Annotated in this window: 20 protein-coding genes; 7 read left to right on the top strand and 13 right to left on the bottom strand. The window is 69.8% G+C overall.

Annotated features, from left to right (window positions below; genetic code table 11):
• Both CIK81_RS02870 and CIK81_RS02875 read right to left on the bottom strand, forming a co-directional pair.
• Entirely contained in the window at positions 1 to 459 is a 459-nt protein-coding gene (locus tag CIK81_RS02870) for a hypothetical protein (protein WP_096164845.1), read from the bottom strand.
• A 43-nt stretch (positions 460 to 502) separates the two neighbouring features.
• The gene (locus tag CIK81_RS02875; protein WP_096164843.1) at positions 503 to 1,897 is read right to left on the bottom strand and encodes a LarC family nickel insertion protein; all 1,395 of its coding nucleotides are present in this window, start codon (positions 1,895 to 1,897) and stop codon (positions 503 to 505) included.
• Between the two features lie 98 nt (positions 1,898 to 1,995).
• Here CIK81_RS02875 and CIK81_RS02880 point away from each other — a divergent pair, with 98 nt between their 5' ends.
• Positions 1,996 to 2,199, top strand: coding sequence for a hypothetical protein (locus CIK81_RS02880; protein WP_096164842.1), 204 nt, complete (start codon positions 1,996 to 1,998; stop codon positions 2,197 to 2,199).
• 12 nt (positions 2,200 to 2,211) lie between these two features.
• Here CIK81_RS02880 and CIK81_RS02885 read toward each other — a convergent pair whose 3' ends face one another.
• The 3 genes from CIK81_RS02885 to CIK81_RS02895 all read right to left on the bottom strand — a co-directional run bounded on the left by CIK81_RS02885 (position 2,212) and on the right by CIK81_RS02895 (position 5,603).
• Positions 2,212 to 3,201, bottom strand: coding sequence for an HD domain-containing protein (locus CIK81_RS02885; protein ID WP_114355354.1), 990 nt, complete (start codon positions 3,199 to 3,201; stop codon positions 2,212 to 2,214).
• A 76-nt stretch (positions 3,202 to 3,277) separates the two neighbouring features.
• Complete coding sequence (locus CIK81_RS02890; protein WP_114306765.1) at positions 3,278 to 4,501, bottom strand: MFS transporter; 1,224 nt, start codon at positions 4,499 to 4,501, stop codon at positions 3,278 to 3,280.
• 34 nt (positions 4,502 to 4,535) lie between these two features.
• On the bottom strand, positions 4,536 to 5,603 hold the full coding sequence (locus tag CIK81_RS02895; protein ID WP_114306766.1) for a MerR family transcriptional regulator: 1,068 nt from the start codon (positions 5,601 to 5,603) through the stop codon (positions 4,536 to 4,538).
• Between the two features lie 273 nt (positions 5,604 to 5,876).
• On the opposite strand from CIK81_RS02895, the gene CIK81_RS02900 reads away from it, so the two are divergent.
• Entirely contained in the window at positions 5,877 to 7,076 is a 1,200-nt protein-coding gene (locus CIK81_RS02900) for an MFS transporter (RefSeq protein WP_114306767.1), read from the top strand.
• 156 nt (positions 7,077 to 7,232) lie between these two features.
• On the opposite strand, the gene CIK81_RS02905 is transcribed toward CIK81_RS02900, so the two are convergent.
• A complete protein-coding gene (locus CIK81_RS02905) occupies positions 7,233 to 7,664 on the bottom strand; it encodes a VOC family protein (protein ID WP_096164918.1) in 432 nt (143 codons plus the stop codon).
• A gap of 107 nt (positions 7,665 to 7,771) precedes the next feature.
• Positions 7,772 to 8,065, bottom strand: a complete 294-nt coding sequence (locus tag CIK81_RS02910) for a hypothetical protein (protein WP_114306768.1) — start codon at positions 8,063 to 8,065, stop codon at positions 7,772 to 7,774.
• A 145-nt stretch (positions 8,066 to 8,210) separates the two neighbouring features.
• Between CIK81_RS02910 and CIK81_RS02915 the strand changes: the two genes are divergently transcribed.
• Both CIK81_RS02915 and CIK81_RS02920 read left to right on the top strand, forming a co-directional pair.
• Positions 8,211 to 8,624, top strand: coding sequence for an NUDIX domain-containing protein (locus CIK81_RS02915; RefSeq protein ID WP_114305305.1), 414 nt, complete (start codon positions 8,211 to 8,213; stop codon positions 8,622 to 8,624).
• Between the two features lie 54 nt (positions 8,625 to 8,678).
• Positions 8,679 to 10,103, top strand: a complete 1,425-nt coding sequence (locus CIK81_RS02920) for an Nramp family divalent metal transporter (protein WP_199586240.1) — start codon at positions 8,679 to 8,681, stop codon at positions 10,101 to 10,103.
• A 76-nt stretch (positions 10,104 to 10,179) separates the two neighbouring features.
• Here the strand turns inward: CIK81_RS02920 and CIK81_RS02925 are convergent, their stop codons facing one another.
• Entirely contained in the window at positions 10,180 to 11,187 is a 1,008-nt protein-coding gene (locus CIK81_RS02925; RefSeq protein WP_114355355.1) for a BadF/BadG/BcrA/BcrD ATPase family protein, read from the bottom strand.
• Between the two features lie 59 nt (positions 11,188 to 11,246).
• Here CIK81_RS02925 and CIK81_RS18105 point away from each other — a divergent pair, with 59 nt between their 5' ends.
• Positions 11,247 to 11,390: a hypothetical protein gene (locus CIK81_RS18105; protein ID WP_158541895.1), complete on the top strand. Its 144-nt coding sequence runs from the start codon at positions 11,247 to 11,249 to the stop codon at positions 11,388 to 11,390.
• A 120-nt stretch (positions 11,391 to 11,510) separates the two neighbouring features.
• On the opposite strand, the gene CIK81_RS02930 is transcribed toward CIK81_RS18105, so the two are convergent.
• From CIK81_RS02930 to CIK81_RS17990, 3 genes are read right to left on the bottom strand one after another with little or no spacing between them, the layout of a single operon-like run.
• Positions 11,511 to 12,305 (bottom strand): ABC transporter permease, encoded by a 795-nt coding sequence (locus CIK81_RS02930; protein ID WP_114355356.1) that lies wholly within the window; start codon positions 12,303 to 12,305, stop codon positions 11,511 to 11,513.
• Positions 12,302 to 13,138 (bottom strand): ABC-2 family transporter protein, encoded by an 837-nt coding sequence (locus tag CIK81_RS02935; RefSeq protein WP_114355357.1) that lies wholly within the window; start codon positions 13,136 to 13,138, stop codon positions 12,302 to 12,304. The genes CIK81_RS02930 and CIK81_RS02935 overlap by 4 nt, the downstream gene beginning before the upstream one ends.
• The gene (locus CIK81_RS17990) at positions 13,135 to 13,359 is read right to left on the bottom strand and encodes a hypothetical protein (protein ID WP_147272336.1); all 225 of its coding nucleotides are present in this window, start codon (positions 13,357 to 13,359) and stop codon (positions 13,135 to 13,137) included. Before CIK81_RS17990 ends, CIK81_RS02935 begins: the two co-directional genes overlap by 4 nt.
• A gap of 188 nt (positions 13,360 to 13,547) precedes the next feature.
• Between CIK81_RS17990 and CIK81_RS02945 the strand changes: the two genes are divergently transcribed.
• Positions 13,548 to 14,939, top strand: a complete 1,392-nt coding sequence (locus CIK81_RS02945) for an IS1380 family transposase (protein ID WP_114355359.1) — start codon at positions 13,548 to 13,550, stop codon at positions 14,937 to 14,939.
• Here the strand turns inward: CIK81_RS02945 and CIK81_RS02950 are convergent.
• Both CIK81_RS02950 and CIK81_RS02955 read right to left on the bottom strand, forming a co-directional pair.
• Complete coding sequence (locus CIK81_RS02950) at positions 14,824 to 15,726, bottom strand: ATP-binding cassette domain-containing protein (protein ID WP_199586242.1); 903 nt, start codon at positions 15,724 to 15,726, stop codon at positions 14,824 to 14,826. The genes CIK81_RS02945 and CIK81_RS02950 overlap by 116 nt on opposite strands.
• Positions 15,727 to 16,079: 353 nt before the next feature.
• Positions 16,080 to 16,619 (bottom strand): GNAT family N-acetyltransferase, encoded by a 540-nt coding sequence (locus CIK81_RS02955; RefSeq protein ID WP_199586244.1) that lies wholly within the window; start codon positions 16,617 to 16,619, stop codon positions 16,080 to 16,082.
• A gap of 146 nt (positions 16,620 to 16,765) precedes the next feature.
• Here CIK81_RS02955 and CIK81_RS02960 point away from each other — a divergent pair, with 146 nt between their 5' ends.
• Positions 16,766 to 18,073, top strand: a complete 1,308-nt coding sequence (locus tag CIK81_RS02960) for an amidohydrolase family protein (RefSeq protein ID WP_199586246.1) — start codon at positions 16,766 to 16,768, stop codon at positions 18,071 to 18,073.
• Positions 18,074 to 18,089: the final 16 nt, after the last annotated feature.

The following is an 18,089-nucleotide window of genomic DNA, read 5'->3' on the forward strand; positions in this document are numbered from 1 at the left end:
TCAGCTGTCGAGGCGGCCGCCGCCGGTCTGCTGATCGGTCTCCCGCAGCGCGTCGGCCTGGTCGGACTCGGTGAGGATCTCCTCGTCGATCTGCGGCAGCTCGCCGGTGAGCGCTCCGGGGCCGCTGTGGCTCTCCGAGCCCGGCACCGAGGTGACCGTGGTCAGCAGGAACACCGAGTCCTCGAGGGCCTCGACGGCGTGGCGATGGTGGGTGAGGGCCTCGAGGAAGCCGGTCTGGATCACGGTCGACTCCTCGCCGGTGATCTTGACCTTGCCCTGGATCATCTGGATCGAGGCGGCGGGCGGCGAGTTGTGCTCGGCGAGGGTGACGCCCTTGGTCAGGGCGATCACCGTCTGACGCAGCGGGCCGTCGAGGACCAGGATCTCGGCGTGACGGCCGTTCTCCGCCTCTCGCGCGATATCGATCGCCGTGGTGAGCGCGTCGGTCAGGGCAGCCATGGGAACCTCCAGGTGAGCAGCGATGGTCCCTGCCCAGTATCCGTCAGTTCTGCGGTTCCGTCAGGCCGGTCGCGTTTTCCTTCGCCAGATCGAGCATCGCGCGCTCGCTGATCCCGAGCACGCGGGCCGCCGCGGCGACGTCCCGGAACTCCGGTTCGCGGCGCACGACGGCGCCGTGGGCGTCGCGAGCGATCTTCACCGAGATCCGCTGGCCCTGCACCTCGACCTCGGCGAACTCGCGGGTGCGGATGATCCGCTCCACGCGGTGCATCCGCACGCCCAGGGTGCCGGTGCGATCCATGATCACTGCGGCGAGGTCCTCCACGGAATCCTCTCTGACCAGGGCGTGGACCGTGATCGCGGGGCGTCCGCGCTTCATGGTGATCGGGGTGTGCCAGGCGTCGAGGGCACCGTGGTCGAGCAGCTCGTCGATGATGCGGGGCCACAGCCGGGGGTCGAGGTCGTCGACGTTCGCCTCGAGCTGCACGGCCGCGGTCGGGGTGTCGTGCGCGTCGACGGCGGCAGTGCCGTTGCCTGCGCCGTAGCCGGGCCGGCCGACGAGCACCCGCACCACGTTCGGTCGGCCGGGGGTGTCCTTGGTACCGGCGCCGACGCCCACCGCGTCGGTGGACACCATCGGCTGCGGGCCCGCCGTCCCGGCCAGGCCCCGCATCAGGGCGACGCCGGTGGGGGTGGCGAGCTCGCCGATGCCCGGCGCGACGCCCGCCGGGACCCGCCGACCGCCGTGCTCGTGGGGTCCGCCGGCCACGTGGGCGGGGACGTCGACATCCGACGCCGAGGAGTCGTCGGCGGGGACGTGGGGATGGTCGTGGCCACGCGGGGGCAGCAGCTCGCCGGCGACCGTCGGCCAGCCGATCGCGAGGCGCACCACGGCCGGGACCGGCACCGGGATGTCGCCGTGCGCGGCCCGGATGCGCCCGCTGCCCACGGCGATCGCGCTGCCGACGCCCTCGGTGATGCCGAGCTGGCGCCACGCTTCGCAGGCCCCGATCACATCGGCCAGCGAGTCCAGTGCGCCGACCTCATGGAAGTGGACGTCGTCGGCCGGGACCCCGTGGGTGGTGCCTTCGGCGTCGGCCAGGAGGCCGAAGACTCTCAGCGCCAGGTCGATCGTGCGCTCGGGCACGGCGACGTTCCCGCGGGAACGCTCGAGCAGCGTGCGGATCGAGGCCCAGGTGCGGTGAGGGGGGTCCTCGACCAGGACGTCGACGTCGACCTTGGTGGCGCGCTGCCCGGCACGATCCACCGCGCTGCGCCGGAAGCGCACCGACTCCGGGACCAGCGCGTCGAGCACGCGCTGCACTGCGTCCAGATCGGCTCCGGCGTCGACCAGCGCGGCCAGCAGCATGTCCCCGGCGATGCCCGCGCTCGCATCGAGATAGGCGAGGCGCGGGGCGGGATGCGAGGAGGGCTCCATGAGCACGATCGTAGAGGTCCCGGCTCGGAACGGGCAGCGGTGAACGGCTGTTGCCGGGGACTGTGGCACGTGCGCTGCCGGGGGCCTAATCTAGAGGTATGACCCACGAGCAGATGTCCAGCCTCGTCGCGATCGAGCGGCGCGCCTTCACGGCGCTCGCCCTGTGCGCCGCCGCCGTGGTCGCACTGCTCCTCGTCGCCGTGACCGGGGTGATCGTGCTCGAGCCGCATCCGATGCATCTGCCCGGGGCATCGCACGGAGTCGCCCTCGACGCGCTGGTCACACTGATCTTCTTGCGGTGACGCCCCACGGCGTCACCGCCGGTGCAGGACGAAGACCAGGGGGAGGCCGCGGCGCAGCTCGTCGGCCTCGGAGCTGTGCAGCAGCTCGCCGTCGACGCTCGGCGGGTCCAGGTACGTGCGGGTGATGCGGTGCTCGACCCGGGCTGTTCCGGCGCCTTCGTCGTCGTGCTCTGCGAGCAGTCGCCAGCTCAGCGGGTGCTTCTGGAACATCTCGGCCTCCTCGGCCGTCGACGGGCAGTCGCGGAGAGCCGCGAGGAGCTCGTCGTCGGTCATCTCGACGAGTTCCTCGACGCTCAGATCGGGATCCTCGCCCGAGAGTGCCGTGGTGACCAGGTGCCGCAGGACCGCGACGGGGACGACATCGGCGGGAGAGCGCTGAGCCCGAGCCTCGGCGACCGCCAGCCGCACCAGCTCGGCACCGGTCTCCGCATCCGTGTCCACCGTGCCCTCGAGGAGCCGCAGCCGGGAAAGCACCATCGCCGGCAGGGACCGGGTGCGCCCGTGCGCCTGGCCGCTGCGCAGGAAGGAGTCCAGGTGGTCGAGCTTCATGCCGCCGGGGCGGCTGGTCAGCGGGGAGTCGATGCGTCCGTCGTCCACCTCGAGCAGACGCTCGGCGTCCAGACCGTGCTGCGCCAGCAGCTCACCCATCGACCGGATCCGGGCGTGGCCCAGCTCGTGATGGTCCAGGCCCTCGATGCCCTCGAGCGTGTGGCTGAAGGGCAGGTGGCCCACGTCATGGAGCAGCGCGGTCGCGCGCGCGACCTGGTCATCGGGAGCGAAATGCGCGACGAGGGCGAGGACGCCGAGGGAGTGCTCGAGCCGTGAGTACGTCTGCGTCGTGGTCAGCGAGGCCGCGCCGGCATGCGCGACGAAGCCGAGGCGGCGCACCGGCCACGAGTCCAGCAGCGCCTGCTCGAGCGGGGTCAGATCGACGGTGATCCGCCACAGCGGGTCGAACCACCTGCCGTCGATCCCGAGGGTGTCCGCGGCATCCGGATTCATCGCACCTCCTGGGGAGCTCCCCCACGGTAGCGCGGCCTGGCGGACTGCCCGCAGTGCTGCGAGGTGATGTCGGTGGTCACGGTCCAAGGTGCGCTGCCCGGATCCGCTCGCCCAGGACGATCGTCAGGGCGGCACCGATGGCCAGAATGCTCGCGAGGAGGAGCGCGAACGAGGCGTGGCCACTGCCGGAGAGGGCTGCGAAAGGGCTGTTCAGCAGGGCGGGTGGGGCGAGCTGTACGACCCCCATGAGTGCTTGGAAGCGAGTCATCTGGCCCGCGGGCGCCAGGCGCAGCAGGGCCGGGGCGATGTGTGTGGTGAAGACGGCGGTCCCGACGCCGAGGAGGGCCGAGGACAGGATCGCCGCCGTGACGCCGAGAGGGAGGGCGAGAGCTGCCAGGGCGCCCGCTATGAGCACCGGGCCGCCGATCAGAGCTATGTTCTGTCTGGTCAGCGTGCCGGTGGCGGAGATCAGGAGCGTCACGGTGAGTGTTCCCGCGGCCCACGCCGATTCCAGGAGGCTTGCCTGCGAAGCGCTCCAGTCGTTTGCCCGTGCCCAGGACGGCAGCACCACGGCGACGACGGGGAGCACCGCGGAGCAGACGAGGGCGACTGCTGCCAGGAGTGGCCAGATGCGCAGAGCGTGGGCGGAGCTGATCGCGAGCTTGAGAGCTCTCCAGATTCCTCCGTCCTCGCTGAGGGGCGTCGGGGATGAGGGTGGGCTCTGAGAGCGTAGAGCGCTGAGAACGGCCAAGCAGAGCGCGGTGAGTACGGCGTTCACGGCAAGGACCGTGCTCAGGGACGAGAAGGAGAGGGTCATGCCCCCTGCCGCGACACCCAGGATGCGTGCGGCATGCAGGCTTCCCGAGATCCGTGCGAGGGCCCGCGGCAGCTGCTCGTCGTCGCGTATCAGCAGCCGGGCGTACACCGTCGCGGAAGGTCGGGAGATCGCGGAGATCGTGGAGGTGACCGCTGCGGCCGTCGCCAGGAAGATGACGGTCGGCTCCCCGTGCGCGACAGCGAGAAGGGCGACCAGCGCGGTCAGCTCGGCGCCCGAGGTCACCAGGAGCGTCTGCCGCGGGCCGTGACGGTCCCCGAGCACGCCGCCCAGCAGCGTGAGGATCACCGGGGGCAGGATCCCGAGCATGCTGACCAGTGCGACTGCGCCGGGACCGTGACTCGTCGCGATCCAGATCAGGGCGAAGCCCAGCATGGAGCCGCCGGCGGACTGAAGGGTGGAGGCTGCCCACCACAGGTGGAATCGGGCGGGAAGGCGGGACGGGATCGAGGGGTGTGTTCTCACGGCCTCGAATCTGAGGGTTCGAGCGACTTGAAGGTCAAGGCAGCATCGGCATCACCAGGCAGGTCAGGTTCTCCTGGTCGGGGGAGCTGACCCGCACGGGAGTGGTGGTGTCCACGAGGGTGAGCATGACGTCATCGCCGGGGCAGGTCGCGACTGCTGCCGAGAGCAATCGGCGCCCCATCAGGACCTCGACCTTTTCTCCGGAGGTTGCCGAGCCGTGCAGGATGGGAGGGGCCGACCGGCTGTCGCCCGCGTGGAGGGTGGAGGTGCCCTCGCCCGATACGACGAGGAGCTTCTCTTTCTGGCCCGTGTGGTCGAAGACCGTGCGCAGCTCCGATCGGGGGAACCACGCGAGAACACGGGCGGGGGGCTGTGTGGAGACCAGGAGACCGAGGTCGGGGACCGTGCGTTCGACGGTGGCGATGCGTGCGACCAACGATCCCTCCGTGGAGCGGATCGTCAGCTCCTGCTCGGTGAGTGCGAAGTGGATCGTGCCGTGACGGGCGCACTCTGCAGCGACGTCGGCCGCGTCCTCGGTGGAGATGATCGCTCGGACCGCGTCCCCCGAGGTGTTCGCCCCGAGGCGGCGGTGAGCGAGCCAGTAGCGATCCGTGGAGATCAGCTCGACCCTCTGCGCGCCGACGGAGCACACGAGTCCCGAGATATCGGTCGCGGCGTTCGCAGCTGCGCGCAGCACCTGGAAGAACGCACTGGCCAGAACGGTTCCGAGCACTGTGGCCTGTGCGGATACGTGGTCGGCGCGTGCGGGGTCGAGGTGAGACCTCAGCGCAACCAGTTCATCCTCGCGCCGCCGGGAGGTCCTGCCGTGGTGTGTTGCCAGCTCCGCGAGCCGGAGTGCGCCCTCCCTCGGTGTTCCGGCGAGCACCTCCCGCATCACGGGGAGCGGCACGGCGGCGGATCTCATCCGCTGCAGGAGCACACCGCTGTCGATCTGCGAGGTCGAGTAGTACCGGTAGCCGGATACGGGATCCACGTCGGCAGGCTCGAGCACGCGCTGAGAGGCGTAATGCCGTAGTGCGCTCGCCGGGATCCCGACAGTGCGGGCGAAGGTGCTGATCGTCAGGAGTCGCTCGTCGGCCATCCCCGCATCCTGGCATCTGCTCGTCCATCAAGCAGTCCATGCCGACGGAATGATCGGTCATGCCGACTCCGCGACCCACGTCACTAAGCCCTTCCGCCGAGCCGACAGCGACGGACCTGCGCCACCGGTGCAGGAGATCGGCTGTGCAATCGCTCTCCCACGGCTCGGGCGCCTCTCCCGCCGCCGCGCGAACGAGGCTAGATTGGCTCCGCACGGTGTGTACGACCGTGCACTGCGGTCCAGCCGCCCTCCCACACCTTCTGAGGAGCCTTCGTGCCCATCCCCCTGCGTCGCCGTCGCTGGGCGCTGTACGCCCTGTTCCTGCTGCCGGGCCTGAGCATGTCCGCATGGGTGACCCGCACCCCGATCGTGCGGGACCTGCTCGATGCGTCCACCGCGCAGATGGGGCTGGTGCTCTTCGGCCTGTCCGTCGGCTCGATGATCGGCATCCTCTCCTCGGGTCCGCTGGTCATGCGCCTGGGCACGCGTCCCGTGGTCCTGGCCGGATCCACCCTGATCGTCATCGCGCTGCCGGTCATCTCGCTCGGTGCCGTCGCCGGCATGCCGCTGCTGACCGCCTTCGGCCTGGCCCTGTTCGGGGCCGGGATGGGCGGCGGCGAGGTCGCGATGAACGTCGAGGGGGCCGAGGTCGAGAGGCTCGGCGGGCGACCGTTCCTGCCCGCGCTGCACGGCTGCTTCAGCCTCGGCACCGTGATCGGTGCGGGGCTGGGGATCCTCGCCAACGCGGGTGGGTTCCCGGTGCTGCCGCACCTCGTGCTGACCTCCGCGATCGGGGCGGTGCTGCTGGTCTGGGCGATGCGCTCGATCCCCTCCGGCGTCGGGCTCATCTCCGCCGAGGAGCGGGCGGAGCAGACGGCGACGCCGCGACCCGCCATCTGGAAGGACACCCGCTTGGTGCTCATCGGCGGCATCGTGCTGGCGATGGCCCTCGCCGAGGGCACCGCGAACGACTGGCTGCCGCTGATCATGGTCGACGGCCACGGCTTCGGCGCGACCATGGGCTCGACGGTGTTCGCCCTGTTCGCCGCGTCCATGACCGTCGGCCGCTTCGCCGGCGGACCGATCGTCGCCCGGGTGGGCCGTTCCCGCGTGCTCATGGTCAGCGCGCTCTTCGCCGCCGCCGGGCTGGTATTGATCGCTTTCGTCGACAGCCAAGCGGTGGCCGTGGCCGCCGTGGTGCTGTGGGGGCTCGGCGCGTCGCTCGGCTTCCCGCTGGCGCTGTCCGCCGCGGGGGACTCCGGTGCGAACCCCGCCGCCCGCGTGGCCCTCGCCTCGACCATCGGCTACCTGGCCTTCCTCGTCGGCCCGCCCACGCTCGGCTTCCTCGGCGAGCACGTCGGACTGCGCCATGCGCTCGTGGTGCCGCTCGCCGTGGTGCTGGTGGCTGCGCTGCTCGCCCCGTCGACCGCGCCCCGCATCGTGGCGGACGAGGAGCTCGCGCGCACCCGCTGAGCCGCTCCGACGCGACGAGCCGGCGGCCCCGCCCTCAAGCTCGCCAACCTCGAGAATCTGATGATGCTCGACGAGGTGAACGACGCCCGGTGGATCCAGACCTATACCGCGTGGGGCAACGCGCCGATGCACGCGCTGAACCGCGCCGTCGGCTGATCAGCCCTGCGCCGGTGCGCTGATGTTCACCTGCCAGACGATGCCGAAGCGGTCCGTGAACGAGCCGTAGACGTCGCCCCACATCTGCTTCTCCAGCGGCATCGTGATGCTGCCGCCCTCGGAGAGCCTCTCGTAGGCGCTGCGCAGGAGCGTCTCGTCGTCGCCCATCAGGGAGAGGGTGACGTTGGTGCCCGGGGTGAAGCCGTCGGGACTCATGCCCTCGATGACGTCCGAGACGTACAGACGGATCAGCTCGGTGACCTCGAGGGAGCCGTGCATGACCTTGTCCGCGGAAGGATGGTCGACCGGGACGGCGCCCGCCTCCCCGAAGGTCACGAACTGCGGGATGGCTCCGAGGGCGTGGCCGTAGAACTCGAAGGCCTCCCGGGAGTTCCCGTCGAAGTTGAGGTAGGGGTGCAGGGCTGCGGGCATGGTGTCCTCCTCGACGCCGGCGCGGGCTCGATGCCGCACGCTCGTCGCCGAGCGTAGACCTCGGGGCCGACGAGTGGAACAGCCGAACCGGTGGAGCGGTGCTGATCTCAGCCCCCGACGAGCGCTCCGAGGTCGACGTTCCCGAGCGTCACGGTGACGCCGGCCGCGGCGAGCAGGACGAACGCGATGACCCAGCCGATCATCGCGAGGACGTTCAGGAAGATCCCCCAGCCGGCACGGCCGCGGGCGAAGGGTTCGCTCCCGCGTGACGAGATCCCGAGGATCAGGCCCACGAGCGGAGCGATCAGCGTCCATCCCGCGAGGAGCGAGAGGATGCCGAGCAGCAGGCTCGCGGTGCCCTTGCCGGTTCCGTGGTGGGTGATCGTGCCGTAGGCAGTCACTGGAGATCCCTTCGTGTGGTCGAGATGGTGCCCGGTGTGCCGGGCGATGCCGCCAGCCTAGGAACCGGCCCTGCCGCGGTGAGTCAGCCCGCGGTCTCGAGCGGGTCCACCCGCAGGGGGATCTCGCCACAGCTAGCCTGAGTCGATGCGGATCCGTGCAGTCGCCGTCGTGGTCGAGAACGGCCATCTCCTCGTGATGCGGCGCCGACGGGGCGGCCGGGAGTACGTCGTGCTGCCGGGCGGCGGGATCGAGTCCGGAGAGAGTCCTCAGGCTGCCTGCCTGCGCGAGCTCGTCGAGGAGACCGGTCTGCAGGGGGAGCTGGGCGTGCTCCTGCCCATCCCTCTCGAGTCAGGAGCGCCGGCTCTGTACTTCGTGGTGCGCACCGAGTTCGCGCCGCCGGTGCTCGGCGGGCCGGAGGCGGACCGGTCAGACGCGGCCGACGTGTACGAGCCGTGCTGGATCCCGCTGGACCGTGTCGACGACCTCGCCCTCGTGCCGGAGGGCGCCCGGGTCGCGGTGCAGCATGTCGGGTCGCCCCCGCCAGGAGGTGCGCACTAGGCTCGACGCAGCCACGGCGCATGGCGGCGCCGACCTCTTTCCTGGGAGCCCCTCGTGACTGCGTCCGTCCCCGCACCCGACCAGCAGGACCTGCCTCCCGAACGCTTCGTCAGCGGCGATCCGTACGCCCTCGACCCTGCTGCGGTGAAGGAGCCGCCGGTCGGCTGGCGCGCCTCCTCGAAGTTCTTCGGGCCGGGCCTGATCGTCTCCGCGTCCGTCGTGGGCGCGGGGGAGCTCATCACCGCCACCTCGCTCGGCGCCCAGGCCGGGTTCGTGCTGCTGTGGCTGGTGTTCGTCTCGACCATCGTCAAGGTCGCCGTCCAGATGGAGATGGCGCGCTACTCCATCGTGACCGGCGAAGGCGGGATGGAGGGCTACAACCGGGTCCCTCCGCGGATCGGACCCGTCAGCTGGGTGTTCCTGATGTGGGCGCTCATGGCGATCAGCAAGCTCGTCCAGACCGGCGGGCTCATCGGCGGCATGGCGGCCGCTCTGTCGATCCTCGCGCCGCTGGGGTTCGGACCGCTCTCGCCGGCCGCCGTGACCCTCTGGGCCGTGGTCGTCACCGTCATCGCGATCGCCACCCTGATCTCGAACAGATACGGGCTGATCGAGAACGTCGCGACCATCCTGACCATGACGTTCGTGCTCGTCACGGTGCTCGTGGTGATCGCCCTGCCGTTCAGCGAGTTCGCGTACTCCGGCGGCGACCTCGCCTCCGGCTTCGGGCTGAAGCTCCCCCTCGGGGCGATCGGCATCGCCCTGACCATGTTCGGCCTCACCGGCGTGGCCTCCGAGGAGATCACGGCCTACACCTACTGGTGCCTGGAGAAGGGCTATGCCCGTTGGTCGGGTCCGAACGACGGCACCGAGGACTACCGCCGTCGGGCCCGTGGCTGGATCGCCGTCATGCAGAAGGACGCGATGGTCTCCTGGGTCGTCTACACCGTCTCCACCGCGGCGTTCTACATCCTCGGGGCCGCGGTCCTGCACCCGCAGGGCCTGGTCCCCGAGGGCAACGAGATGATCCTGACGCTGTCGGAGACCTTCGCCGGCGTCTTCGACGAGCCGGGCCGGATCATCTTCCTCATCGGTGCGCTCGCCGCGCTGGGCTCCACGATCTGGGCCGCGATCCCCTCGTGGTCACGATCCTGGGCCAATGCCCTGTCCATCATCGGGGTGTTCGACTGGACCGACGCCCGCAAGCGCAACGGCTGGATGCGGTTCTTCATCGCGCTGCTGCCGATCATCTGGCTGCTGACCTTCCTGTGGATCAACGAGCCGCTGGTGATGATCATGGTCGGCGGCATCGCCGGCGGCATCTTCCTGGCCGCCGTCGCCGTGTCCGCCCTCTACCTGCGCGGACGGATCGAGCCCGCGCTGCGGGGCGGTCGCTTCCTTCATGTCGCGCTGATCATCAGCGCGTTCGCGATCATCGCGCTCGGGATCTACTCCGCTGCGACCACGGTGATCGGCTGAGGCGAGGGCCGACGGGACGTAGCCCGCCGCGTCGAGCACGTACTCCGGCTGACGTGGACTTCGCGGGACCCGGCCGTCAGACTGCGGCCATCGAGCCGGCTCGGGCGGCGAGGCGGTCCATGATCGTGTCGTCGACCGTGATGCCAGCGGCCTCGAGGGCGACGATCGCCGCGCCGCCGAGCGGATCGAGCCGAGGCAGTGCCAGAGTGAGGGCCTCCGGATCGGTCTCGATCAACAGATGTTCGAGCCGGCGGCGGAAGCTGGGATCGGCGGCCAGAGCACCGGTGCATGCCACGGGCACGGGCCGGGAGCCGGCCATCGGGGCGAGCAGGCGCACCCCGCGGGCCGTTCGCGCGGCGAGGGCTGTCAACGCGAGGCCGGCGAGGTCGGACTCCCCTGCGAGGGCAGTGACACGTGGCGCGAAGCCCCCGTAGGTCCGCTTGGCGTCGTTGCGATGGGCCGCCGAGCGGGCCAGGACGCTCTCCCGGAGTCCCTCGACGTCAGCTGCGCCGAAATGCTCCAGAGCTGCCGTGACCAGCGGGTCCGCAGGGTGATGGTCACCTAGGAGGATCCGTTGGACCACATCGTGCACGAGGTGCCTCGCGGCGCCGGCGTAGTGCTCCATCTGGCCGCTCTCGGTCTCGGTTCCGTCCTCGTCGATGGCGAGGATCATCGACCCGGTACCCGCGACCACGACGATTCCCGGCCGGCCCGAGAGGGCACCGCGGTGGGCGATCACGGCGTCGTTGACGACGGCCTTCGGGCAGGTCAGGTCCGGTGCATCGACCAAGCCGGCGATGCGGTCGTTGTTCCCGTGGCTCTGATTGGATCCCGTGCGGGTGACCCCCGCGATGCCGGCGGCGAGGGCTACGGCCCGGGTCGGGTCGAGCCTGCCGGAATCCAGCGCGTGAGTGATCGCGCCGCGGACGTTCTGCAGCGCATCGTCGTTGTGGTGCGGGCCCCCGCCTCCGCCGACAGCGGTACCGAGGCATCTCCCGTCGAGGCCGAAGCACCCCACACGCGTGTGGGTCCCACCCGCATCGATACCGATTACGAACTCGTCCTGCGACGTAGCCTGATCCATGGCGGTGAACCTAGCAGTGCCACCGCCCGGCCGCCTGCTGGATGAAGGGCGCAGTGCCGATGATCCGCGGGGACGCGCACGTGCGCTTCGATCGGGCGAAGGGGCTGTTCGAGGTGGAGATCCTCGTGAACGTGACTGGCCTGATCCGGTTCGGAGCCGTGGAGCAGGAGATCGGTCCGGGAACCACCACCTGGAGCGTGTGAGGAGCGGGGCATCGTCAGTAGTGGCGCAGTACGAGCGACACCACCGCTGTAGGTAGCTCCTTGCTGGCCGGGCGCCACTCCGCCCCGGATCCCGCGGAGACGGGTTCCTCGTCCTGCCTCTCAGCTGCTTGCACTGTCGTAGCGGCGCAGAGCGAGCCGCCAGTGCGCCGCGGTGAGGGTGCTCCCGATGACCACGACCAGCACGCCGCCGAGCACGGGCCCGCCCAACTCGCCTCCCAGCAGCACCTGCGCCGGGAGCGTGGCAAGCAGCAGGGCAGGGACGAACGTGGTGAACCCGAGCAGCGGCAACCGGCGGAATGCGGCCCGTGGGTACTGGCCGGCCTCGCGCAACGCTCCGACGATGTCCTGCACCGGGGCGGCCGAGGCGAACCAGAAGGACAGGAAGCTGGCATTGATCCAGAACAGGGTCCACGCGCCAACCCCGAGGGTCATCATCACCAGGCTGCCGAGTACGCCGCCGATCGTGGGCGCCTCGTCGGCCGTCGTCAGCGCCCCGATCACGAGCGCGAGCCCTACCAGCAGTCGCGTGGCCTCTGCGGGGCGCACCCAGCGCAGGCTCAGGGCGAGGAAAGCTGGGATCGGCCGAATCAGCAGGAGGTCGAGCTCGCCGGTGCGCACGGCTGAGTCCAGACGCAGCAGGTTCGGGCCGAGAACGGTGTCCAGCAGTGCGGTGGACAGGGTGAACAGCGCGACCACCAGTACGGCCGTGGACTGGTCCCAACCGTTCTCGCTGGTCCGTGCGGTCTGGGCGAGGACCAGGGCGGGAACGAGGGAGATCGCCACGTCGACCAGGGCGCCGATCGCGATGAGAACCGTCTGGGCGCGGAACTGCAGGTCGCGGCTGATCGCCTGGCGCCAGCACGCCAACCACCACGACACGATGCGCCCGGTCATGCCCCGGCCGCCTCGAAACGTCGTACGCCGCGCGACCACACCAGCGCAAGCACCCCGAGCGAGGCACCGGTCCAGCCCAGCAGGGCGACCCAGTCCGCAAGATGGGCGAAGCCGGAACCCGTGAGGACCTCGAGTGGGAACGCGAGGGTGAAGCGGAAGGGCTGGAAGCGCACCGCGTCCTGGACCTCGGCAGGGAGCAGCATCAACGGGACGACCGCTCCGGAGAGCAGCCTCTGGCTGAGGCCCACGATCCCTTGCACACCCTCGACGTCCTCGAACCAGAAGGCCAGGCAGCCGACGAGCACGTCGAGCACGAAGGCGAGCACCGCTGCGCAGACCAGCGCACCCAGCGCCGCTGCCCAGACGGCAGGGTCCGTCGGGAGCCGAACCTGCTGGCGGAACACGAGTCCGAGCACACCTACCATGGGCAGCAGCACGATGCTCTTCACCGACTTCTCCGCCAAGTTGTTAGCCACGAGGTGGGCGAACGCAGGGCACGGACGGACCAGCCAGATCGAGAGGCCGCCGGCGCGGATGTCCTCGGCGAGGAAGGACGCCGTCCAGCTCGAGGTAACCATCGAGACCACCGCGACCAGGACGAACCAGGTGACGATGCCGTCGGCCGGCACCGGTGGGGAGGCTCCGCGGGCGATTGCGCCGGTCCATACGAGGAGCGAGACGACCGGCGGGGCGACCGCGCCGAGCTGGAGCAACGCCACCCAGGCCCGATTGGTGAGCGTCACCGTGAAGTCCCGTCCGAACAGGGCCGCAACGGTCGCGAGGTGTGTGCGGTGGCGCCTTGGCGGACGCGCCGTGGAGATCGCCGCGCTCATCGCTGCTCCTGATCCCTGTCGGCCTGCTCCGCGTAGGCGTTGGCCATCACGACGTCCAGGTCGACTTCCTGCACGCTCAGGTCGCGAATGCCGCCGAGGGCGAGGACCGAGGCCACGGCCCCTTCGAGCTCCTCCTCCGACGCCTCCAGGAGCGCGGTGCGGGGATCATCGAGAGTTGCCCCGGTCGGCAGATCCTCGTGTCGCAGAGGACGATCGAGCACGGCACGGATCTGGCGTCGCGGCGCGATTCGCGACCGCAGCCCGGCGAGGTCGCCGTCGAAGGTCAGCCTCGGGCTTTCATCGTTGAGGTGTCCGAGGGGTGGGTCGTGATGGGTGAAGGTGCTCCTGACCTGGAAGAATAGGGCTTGTCTAAGGTCCATTTCACGCCAGTTCAGGGAGCACCTTCAGGGTGAATGCTACCGGGTTGTATCCACGTCCTCATGTTGATGTCGCGCCGGTGTCTGCGGTCGGTCAGGCCGGTGGTGTGTTGCTGACCGAGACCGTCCGCGCGACGGGCCTGGCCGTCGAGCTTTCGAGGGCGCTGGCGCCGTGGCGGAAGCCGTTCTCGCGGCATGATCCGGGGAAGATCCTCACCGATCTCGCGCTCATGTTGGCGGTCGGTGGGGATTGCCTGGCTGACGTCGCCACGCTCCGAGCGGAGCCTGATGTGTATGGGTCCGTGGCCTCGGATCCGACGATCTCTCGCCTGCTGACGACCCTCGCGGCTGACGCCCGGGCGGTCGAGAATGCGATCAGTGCCGCCCGCCGGAAAGCACGCAGTCGAGCCTGGGCCCTGGCCGGCGAGTATGCTCCCAGCGCGGGGGTCACGGCGAAGAGCCCGCTGGTCATCGACCTGGACGCTTCGCTGGTGACCTCTCACAGCGAGAAGGAGTTCGCGCGGCCGACGTTTAAGAAGGGCTTCGGATTCCATCCGTTGCTCGCGTTCGTCGACCACGGCACCGGCGGGTCCGGAGAGATGTTGGCCTGTCTCCTGCGCCCCGGGAACGCCGGCTCGAACACCGCAGCGGACCATAAGAGCGTGATCGCCGATGCGCTGGCCCAAGTCGGGATGGGATCCCGGCCGGGGCGGAAGGTGCTGGTCCGGATCGACGGGGCCGGCGGCACGAAGAAGACGCTGCAGGAGTTGGTGAAGCGGCGGGTCTCGTACTCGGTCGGGTTCACCCTGCCCGCGAATACGCCGGAGCTGTTCGGCCTGATCCCGAAGCACGTCTGGGAACCCGCCTATAACTCTGATGGCGAGGTGCGGGAGGGAGCGGACGTCGCGGAGCTGACGGGGCTGCTCGGCCTCGATGAGGACTGGCCGGACGGGATGCGTGTCATCGTCCGTCGCGAGCGCCCTCATCCCGGTGCGCAACTGCGGTTCGATGACGTCGATGGCTACCGCCTGACGGCGTTCGCGACCAACACCACGCAGGGTCAGCTCGCGGACCTCGAGTTCCGTCACCGTCGCCGTGCTCGCTGCGAGGACCGGATCCGCGTGGCGAAGGACATGGGCCTGCGGAACCTGCCCCTGACGTCGTTCGCGCAGAACCGGATCTGGTGCCAGATCGTGGCCCTGGCCAGCGAGATTACTGCTTGGATGGGGATGCTCGGCTATGCCGGCCAGCCCGCAAGGAGGTGGGAGCCTAAACGCGCCCGGCACCGCTTGTTCCAGATCCCCGCGACTATCGCGCGCCATGCTCGACAGCAGGTCCTGCACTTCTCGGAGCGGTCGATCTGGGCTCGGATCGTCCAGGCCGGCCACGCCCGCCTCGCCCAGTTGCCCGCCCCCGCTGGATAGCCCACGGCCCTGTCACTGACCGCACTCTCTGAAGGACCCACGGCCCTGGACGCCCGACCACCGCGACCGACACGCGGCGGACCGTCACACCCTCATGCCAGAATGAGTCCGCAAAGATCGGCAACGACGCCGACCGAGCGGACCTACCGACCCCATGAAAGATCGAGGTCAGATGCCCGTCGGCGACGAGCAGGATTCGACGGCACAGCGCCTCCACGTCGTCCATGTCATGGCTGGTCAGCACGATCGTGGTGCCGAGCGTCTCGTTGGTGCGTGCGAGCATCGCCCGCAGGGCCTGCTTGGCGGTGACGTCGAGCCCGATGGTCGGCTCGTCGGCGAACAACAGGCGGGGGGAGTGCAGCAGCGACAGGGCGAGTTCGCAGCGCATGCGCTCGCCGAGGCTGAGCCGCCGAACGGGGACGTCGATCACCCCGGAGAGGTCCAGGACCTCGGTGAGATCGCCGACGCGGCGCCGAAATGTCGGGCTGTCCAGGGCATACATTGCCCTGTGTACGAGCATCGAGTCGATCGTGGGGACGTCCCACCACAGCATCGACTTTTGGCCGAACACTACGGCGATCGACTGCAGGAACTCGGCGCGGCGCCGCGCGGGTTCGTACCCGAGCACGCTCACTGAGCCCGTCGTGGGGCGGATGAGCCCGCAGCAGAGCTTGACCAGAGTGGTCTTGCCGGCGCCGTTGGGGCCGAGCAGGCCTACGAACTCGCCGGGAGCGACCTCGAGATCGAGCGGGGCCAGGGCCTGCCGCTCTTCGGTGCGGCGGCGCACGAAGGCGTTCAGCGCGCCTCGGATCCCGGGATCCTGATGGTGGCGGCGATAGGACTTCGACAGGGAATCAGCCCGGATGACGGGTGGGAACGACGAAAGGTGACGTGCAGAGGACATGAAGCGCCTTTGATCTCTGAGCGCGCGGGAGGGTCCGCGATGACCGGGAGAAATGCCAGCGTTGCCGCTGGCCGGCGCATCATCCAGCCCCCCGCACGTCTCCGTGAGCAGGGGGTGGGACGGGGCGGACCTAGCGGCCCGCGTTACTTCGCGTCATGAGATGCACGAGGCCGAGGCTACGCCGTCCCCCGGCCCGAGTCCACGGACAAGATGTGGGCGATAGGTCGATGGCGTGCTCAGCTACGAGCGCACTCCGGCCCCTCACCGCCGAGCGACTTCATCATCCAGCGGGCCGGATCGGCGACGTGGTGCTCCTGGTGGGAGCCGTCGATCAAGGTGTACCGGTCGAGATAGTCGTGCCCGGTGTCGACGTAGCCGAGTCGCAGGTAGAGACGCTTCGGGCCTGAGTCGTCGACCCCCAGGCCGAGAGAGTCGTGTCCGTGCACCCTCGCCTCCTGCTCGAGCAGGCGGAGCATCTGTGTGCCTATTCCCTGGGACCGCAGAACGTCTGGCCATACCTGGAGTCCGTTGATCTCCGGACAGCGCGGTACATCCGGCGCCGCGCACCCGTCCCACCGGATCTCGCAGGATCCGACGAAGGTGTCCGGATCCGCTCGGCAGGTGGCCAGGAAGTACGTGCTGGTGCCCGCCTCCTGATGGGAGAACCGCATCGCATGGGTCCGGCTGTTGCCGGTGGGCGCCCAGGCCTCCAGAGCGGGAAGATCGGCGGTCGTGCACGGTCGGAGGACCACGTCGCAGGTCTGCATGTCGCTCATCGTCCGGGATCCACCGCGGCGAGGCCAGAGAATACTTCGGCGATTCTGCGGCCGGACTGCTCGGCACGGGGACGGACAGTGGCTCCTCACGATCAGTTACCCAGGCGTAGAGTGCCGGGCGCATCGCCACGAGACAGGAGTTCACGGTGGACGGAACGACCAGGACCAAGATCGAGAACGTCAGAGTGTTCGACAGTCGGGCTGGGGTGAACTCCGGGCCTCACGAGGTCGAAATCGCCGGGTCCACGATCCGCTCGATCAGACCGTCGAACGGCTCGCGGGCGTCGGGCGCTCGCACCAGCGCCGGGTCGGGCTCACGCTCGGGAGACGGTGCCTCGAGCGTCATCGACGGCACCGGTCGCACGGTGATCCCCGGACTGATCGACGCGCACTGGCACGCCGCCTTCACCGAGATCTCGCCCGCCGCGATGATGTCCGGAGATCCCGGGTATCTCTATGCGAAGGCCGTGGTCAGTGCCCGCAACACCCTGCAGCGCGGGTTCACGACCGTGCGGGACCTCGGCGGTCCCACGCACGGACTGAAGCGGGCGATCGACGAGGGCGTCACGCCCGGGCCGCGCATCTATCCGTCCGGTGCCTTCATCTCGCAGAGCGGTGGCCACGGCGACTTCCGCATGCCGCACGAGGTGCCGCGTGGCGCGGCCGGTCACCTCAGCCGTGTCGAGCTGCTCGGCGTGGCCGCGATCGCCGACGGCGAGGCGGAAGTGCTGCGGGCCTCCCGCGAGGTGCTCCGCCAGGGAGCCACGCAGGTGAAGCTCATGGCCGGCGGAGGCGTGGCCTCCCACTACGACCCGCTGGACGTCTCCCAGTACACGGTCCCCGAGATGCGGGCGGCGGTCTCCGCCGCGGAGAACTGGGGGACGTACGTGACCGTGCACGCGTACACGCCGAGAGCGATCAGGACCGCCGTCGAGGCCGGCGTGCGCTGCATCGAGCACGGTCAGCTGATCGACGAGGAGACCGCCGAGCTGCTCACCGAGCACGACGTGTGGTGGAGCCTGCAGCCGTTCCTGGACGACGAGGACGTGATCCCGATGTCCGGGCCGAGCCGGCAGAAGCAGCTGGCGATGGTCGCCGGCACCGACCGCGCCTATGAGCTCGCCATCGCCCACGGCATCAAGGTGGCGTTCGGGACGGACACGCTGTTCGACCCGCGCCTGGCCACCCGGCAGGGCGCCCAGCTCGCGAAGCTCACCCGCTGGTACACCCCGGCCCAGGCGCTCCAGCAGGCGACCATCCGCAATGCTGAGCTGCTGCGACTGTGCGGGGAGAGGAACCCGTACCCCGGGGTGCTCGGCGTGGTCGAGGAGGGGGCGATCGCTGACCTCGTGCTCGTGGAGGGCGACCCCCTCGAGGACATCTCGCTCCTCGCCCGCCCCGACGAGGCGTTCACGATGATCATGAAGGGCGGCCAGATCGTCGAGCGCGGGTGACGGTGCACGTCTGCGG

The sequence above is a fragment of the Brachybacterium sp. JB7 genome (genome assembly GCF_003335205.1).
Lineage (GTDB): Bacteria > Actinomycetota > Actinomycetes > Actinomycetales > Dermabacteraceae > Brachybacterium > Brachybacterium alimentarium.

What these genes read in the sequence shown, in the direction of transcription:
- CIK81_RS02870 (WP_096164845.1), bottom strand. Translation starts at nt 459, where the DNA reads ATGGCTGCCCTGACCGACGCGCTCACCACGGCGATCGATATCGCGCGA.
- CIK81_RS02875 (WP_096164843.1), bottom strand. Translation starts at nt 1,897, where the DNA reads ATGGAGCCCTCCTCGCATCCCGCCCCGCGCCTCGCCTATCTCGATGCG.
- CIK81_RS02880 (WP_096164842.1), top strand. Translation starts at nt 1,996, where the DNA reads ATGACCCACGAGCAGATGTCCAGCCTCGTCGCGATCGAGCGGCGCGCC.
- CIK81_RS02885 (WP_114355354.1), bottom strand. Translation starts at nt 3,201, where the DNA reads ATGAATCCGGATGCCGCGGACACCCTCGGGATCGACGGCAGGTGGTTC.
- CIK81_RS02895 (WP_114306766.1), bottom strand. Translation starts at nt 5,603, where the DNA reads ATGGCCGACGAGCGACTCCTGACGATCAGCACCTTCGCCCGCACTGTC.
- CIK81_RS02905 (WP_096164918.1), bottom strand. Translation starts at nt 7,664, where the DNA reads ATGCCCGCAGCCCTGCACCCCTACCTCAACTTCGACGGGAACTCCCGG.
- CIK81_RS02915 (WP_114305305.1), top strand. Translation starts at nt 8,211, where the DNA reads ATGCGGATCCGTGCAGTCGCCGTCGTGGTCGAGAACGGCCATCTCCTC.
- CIK81_RS02925 (WP_114355355.1), bottom strand. Translation starts at nt 11,187, where the DNA reads ATGGATCAGGCTACGTCGCAGGACGAGTTCGTAATCGGTATCGATGCG.
- CIK81_RS18105 (WP_158541895.1), top strand. Translation starts at nt 11,247, where the DNA reads ATGATCCGCGGGGACGCGCACGTGCGCTTCGATCGGGCGAAGGGGCTG.
- CIK81_RS02930 (WP_114355356.1), bottom strand. Translation starts at nt 12,305, where the DNA reads ATGACCGGGCGCATCGTGTCGTGGTGGTTGGCGTGCTGGCGCCAGGCG.
- CIK81_RS02935 (WP_114355357.1), bottom strand. Translation starts at nt 13,138, where the DNA reads ATGAGCGCGGCGATCTCCACGGCGCGTCCGCCAAGGCGCCACCGCACA.
- CIK81_RS02955 (WP_199586244.1), bottom strand. Translation starts at nt 16,619, where the DNA reads ATGAGCGACATGCAGACCTGCGACGTGGTCCTCCGACCGTGCACGACC.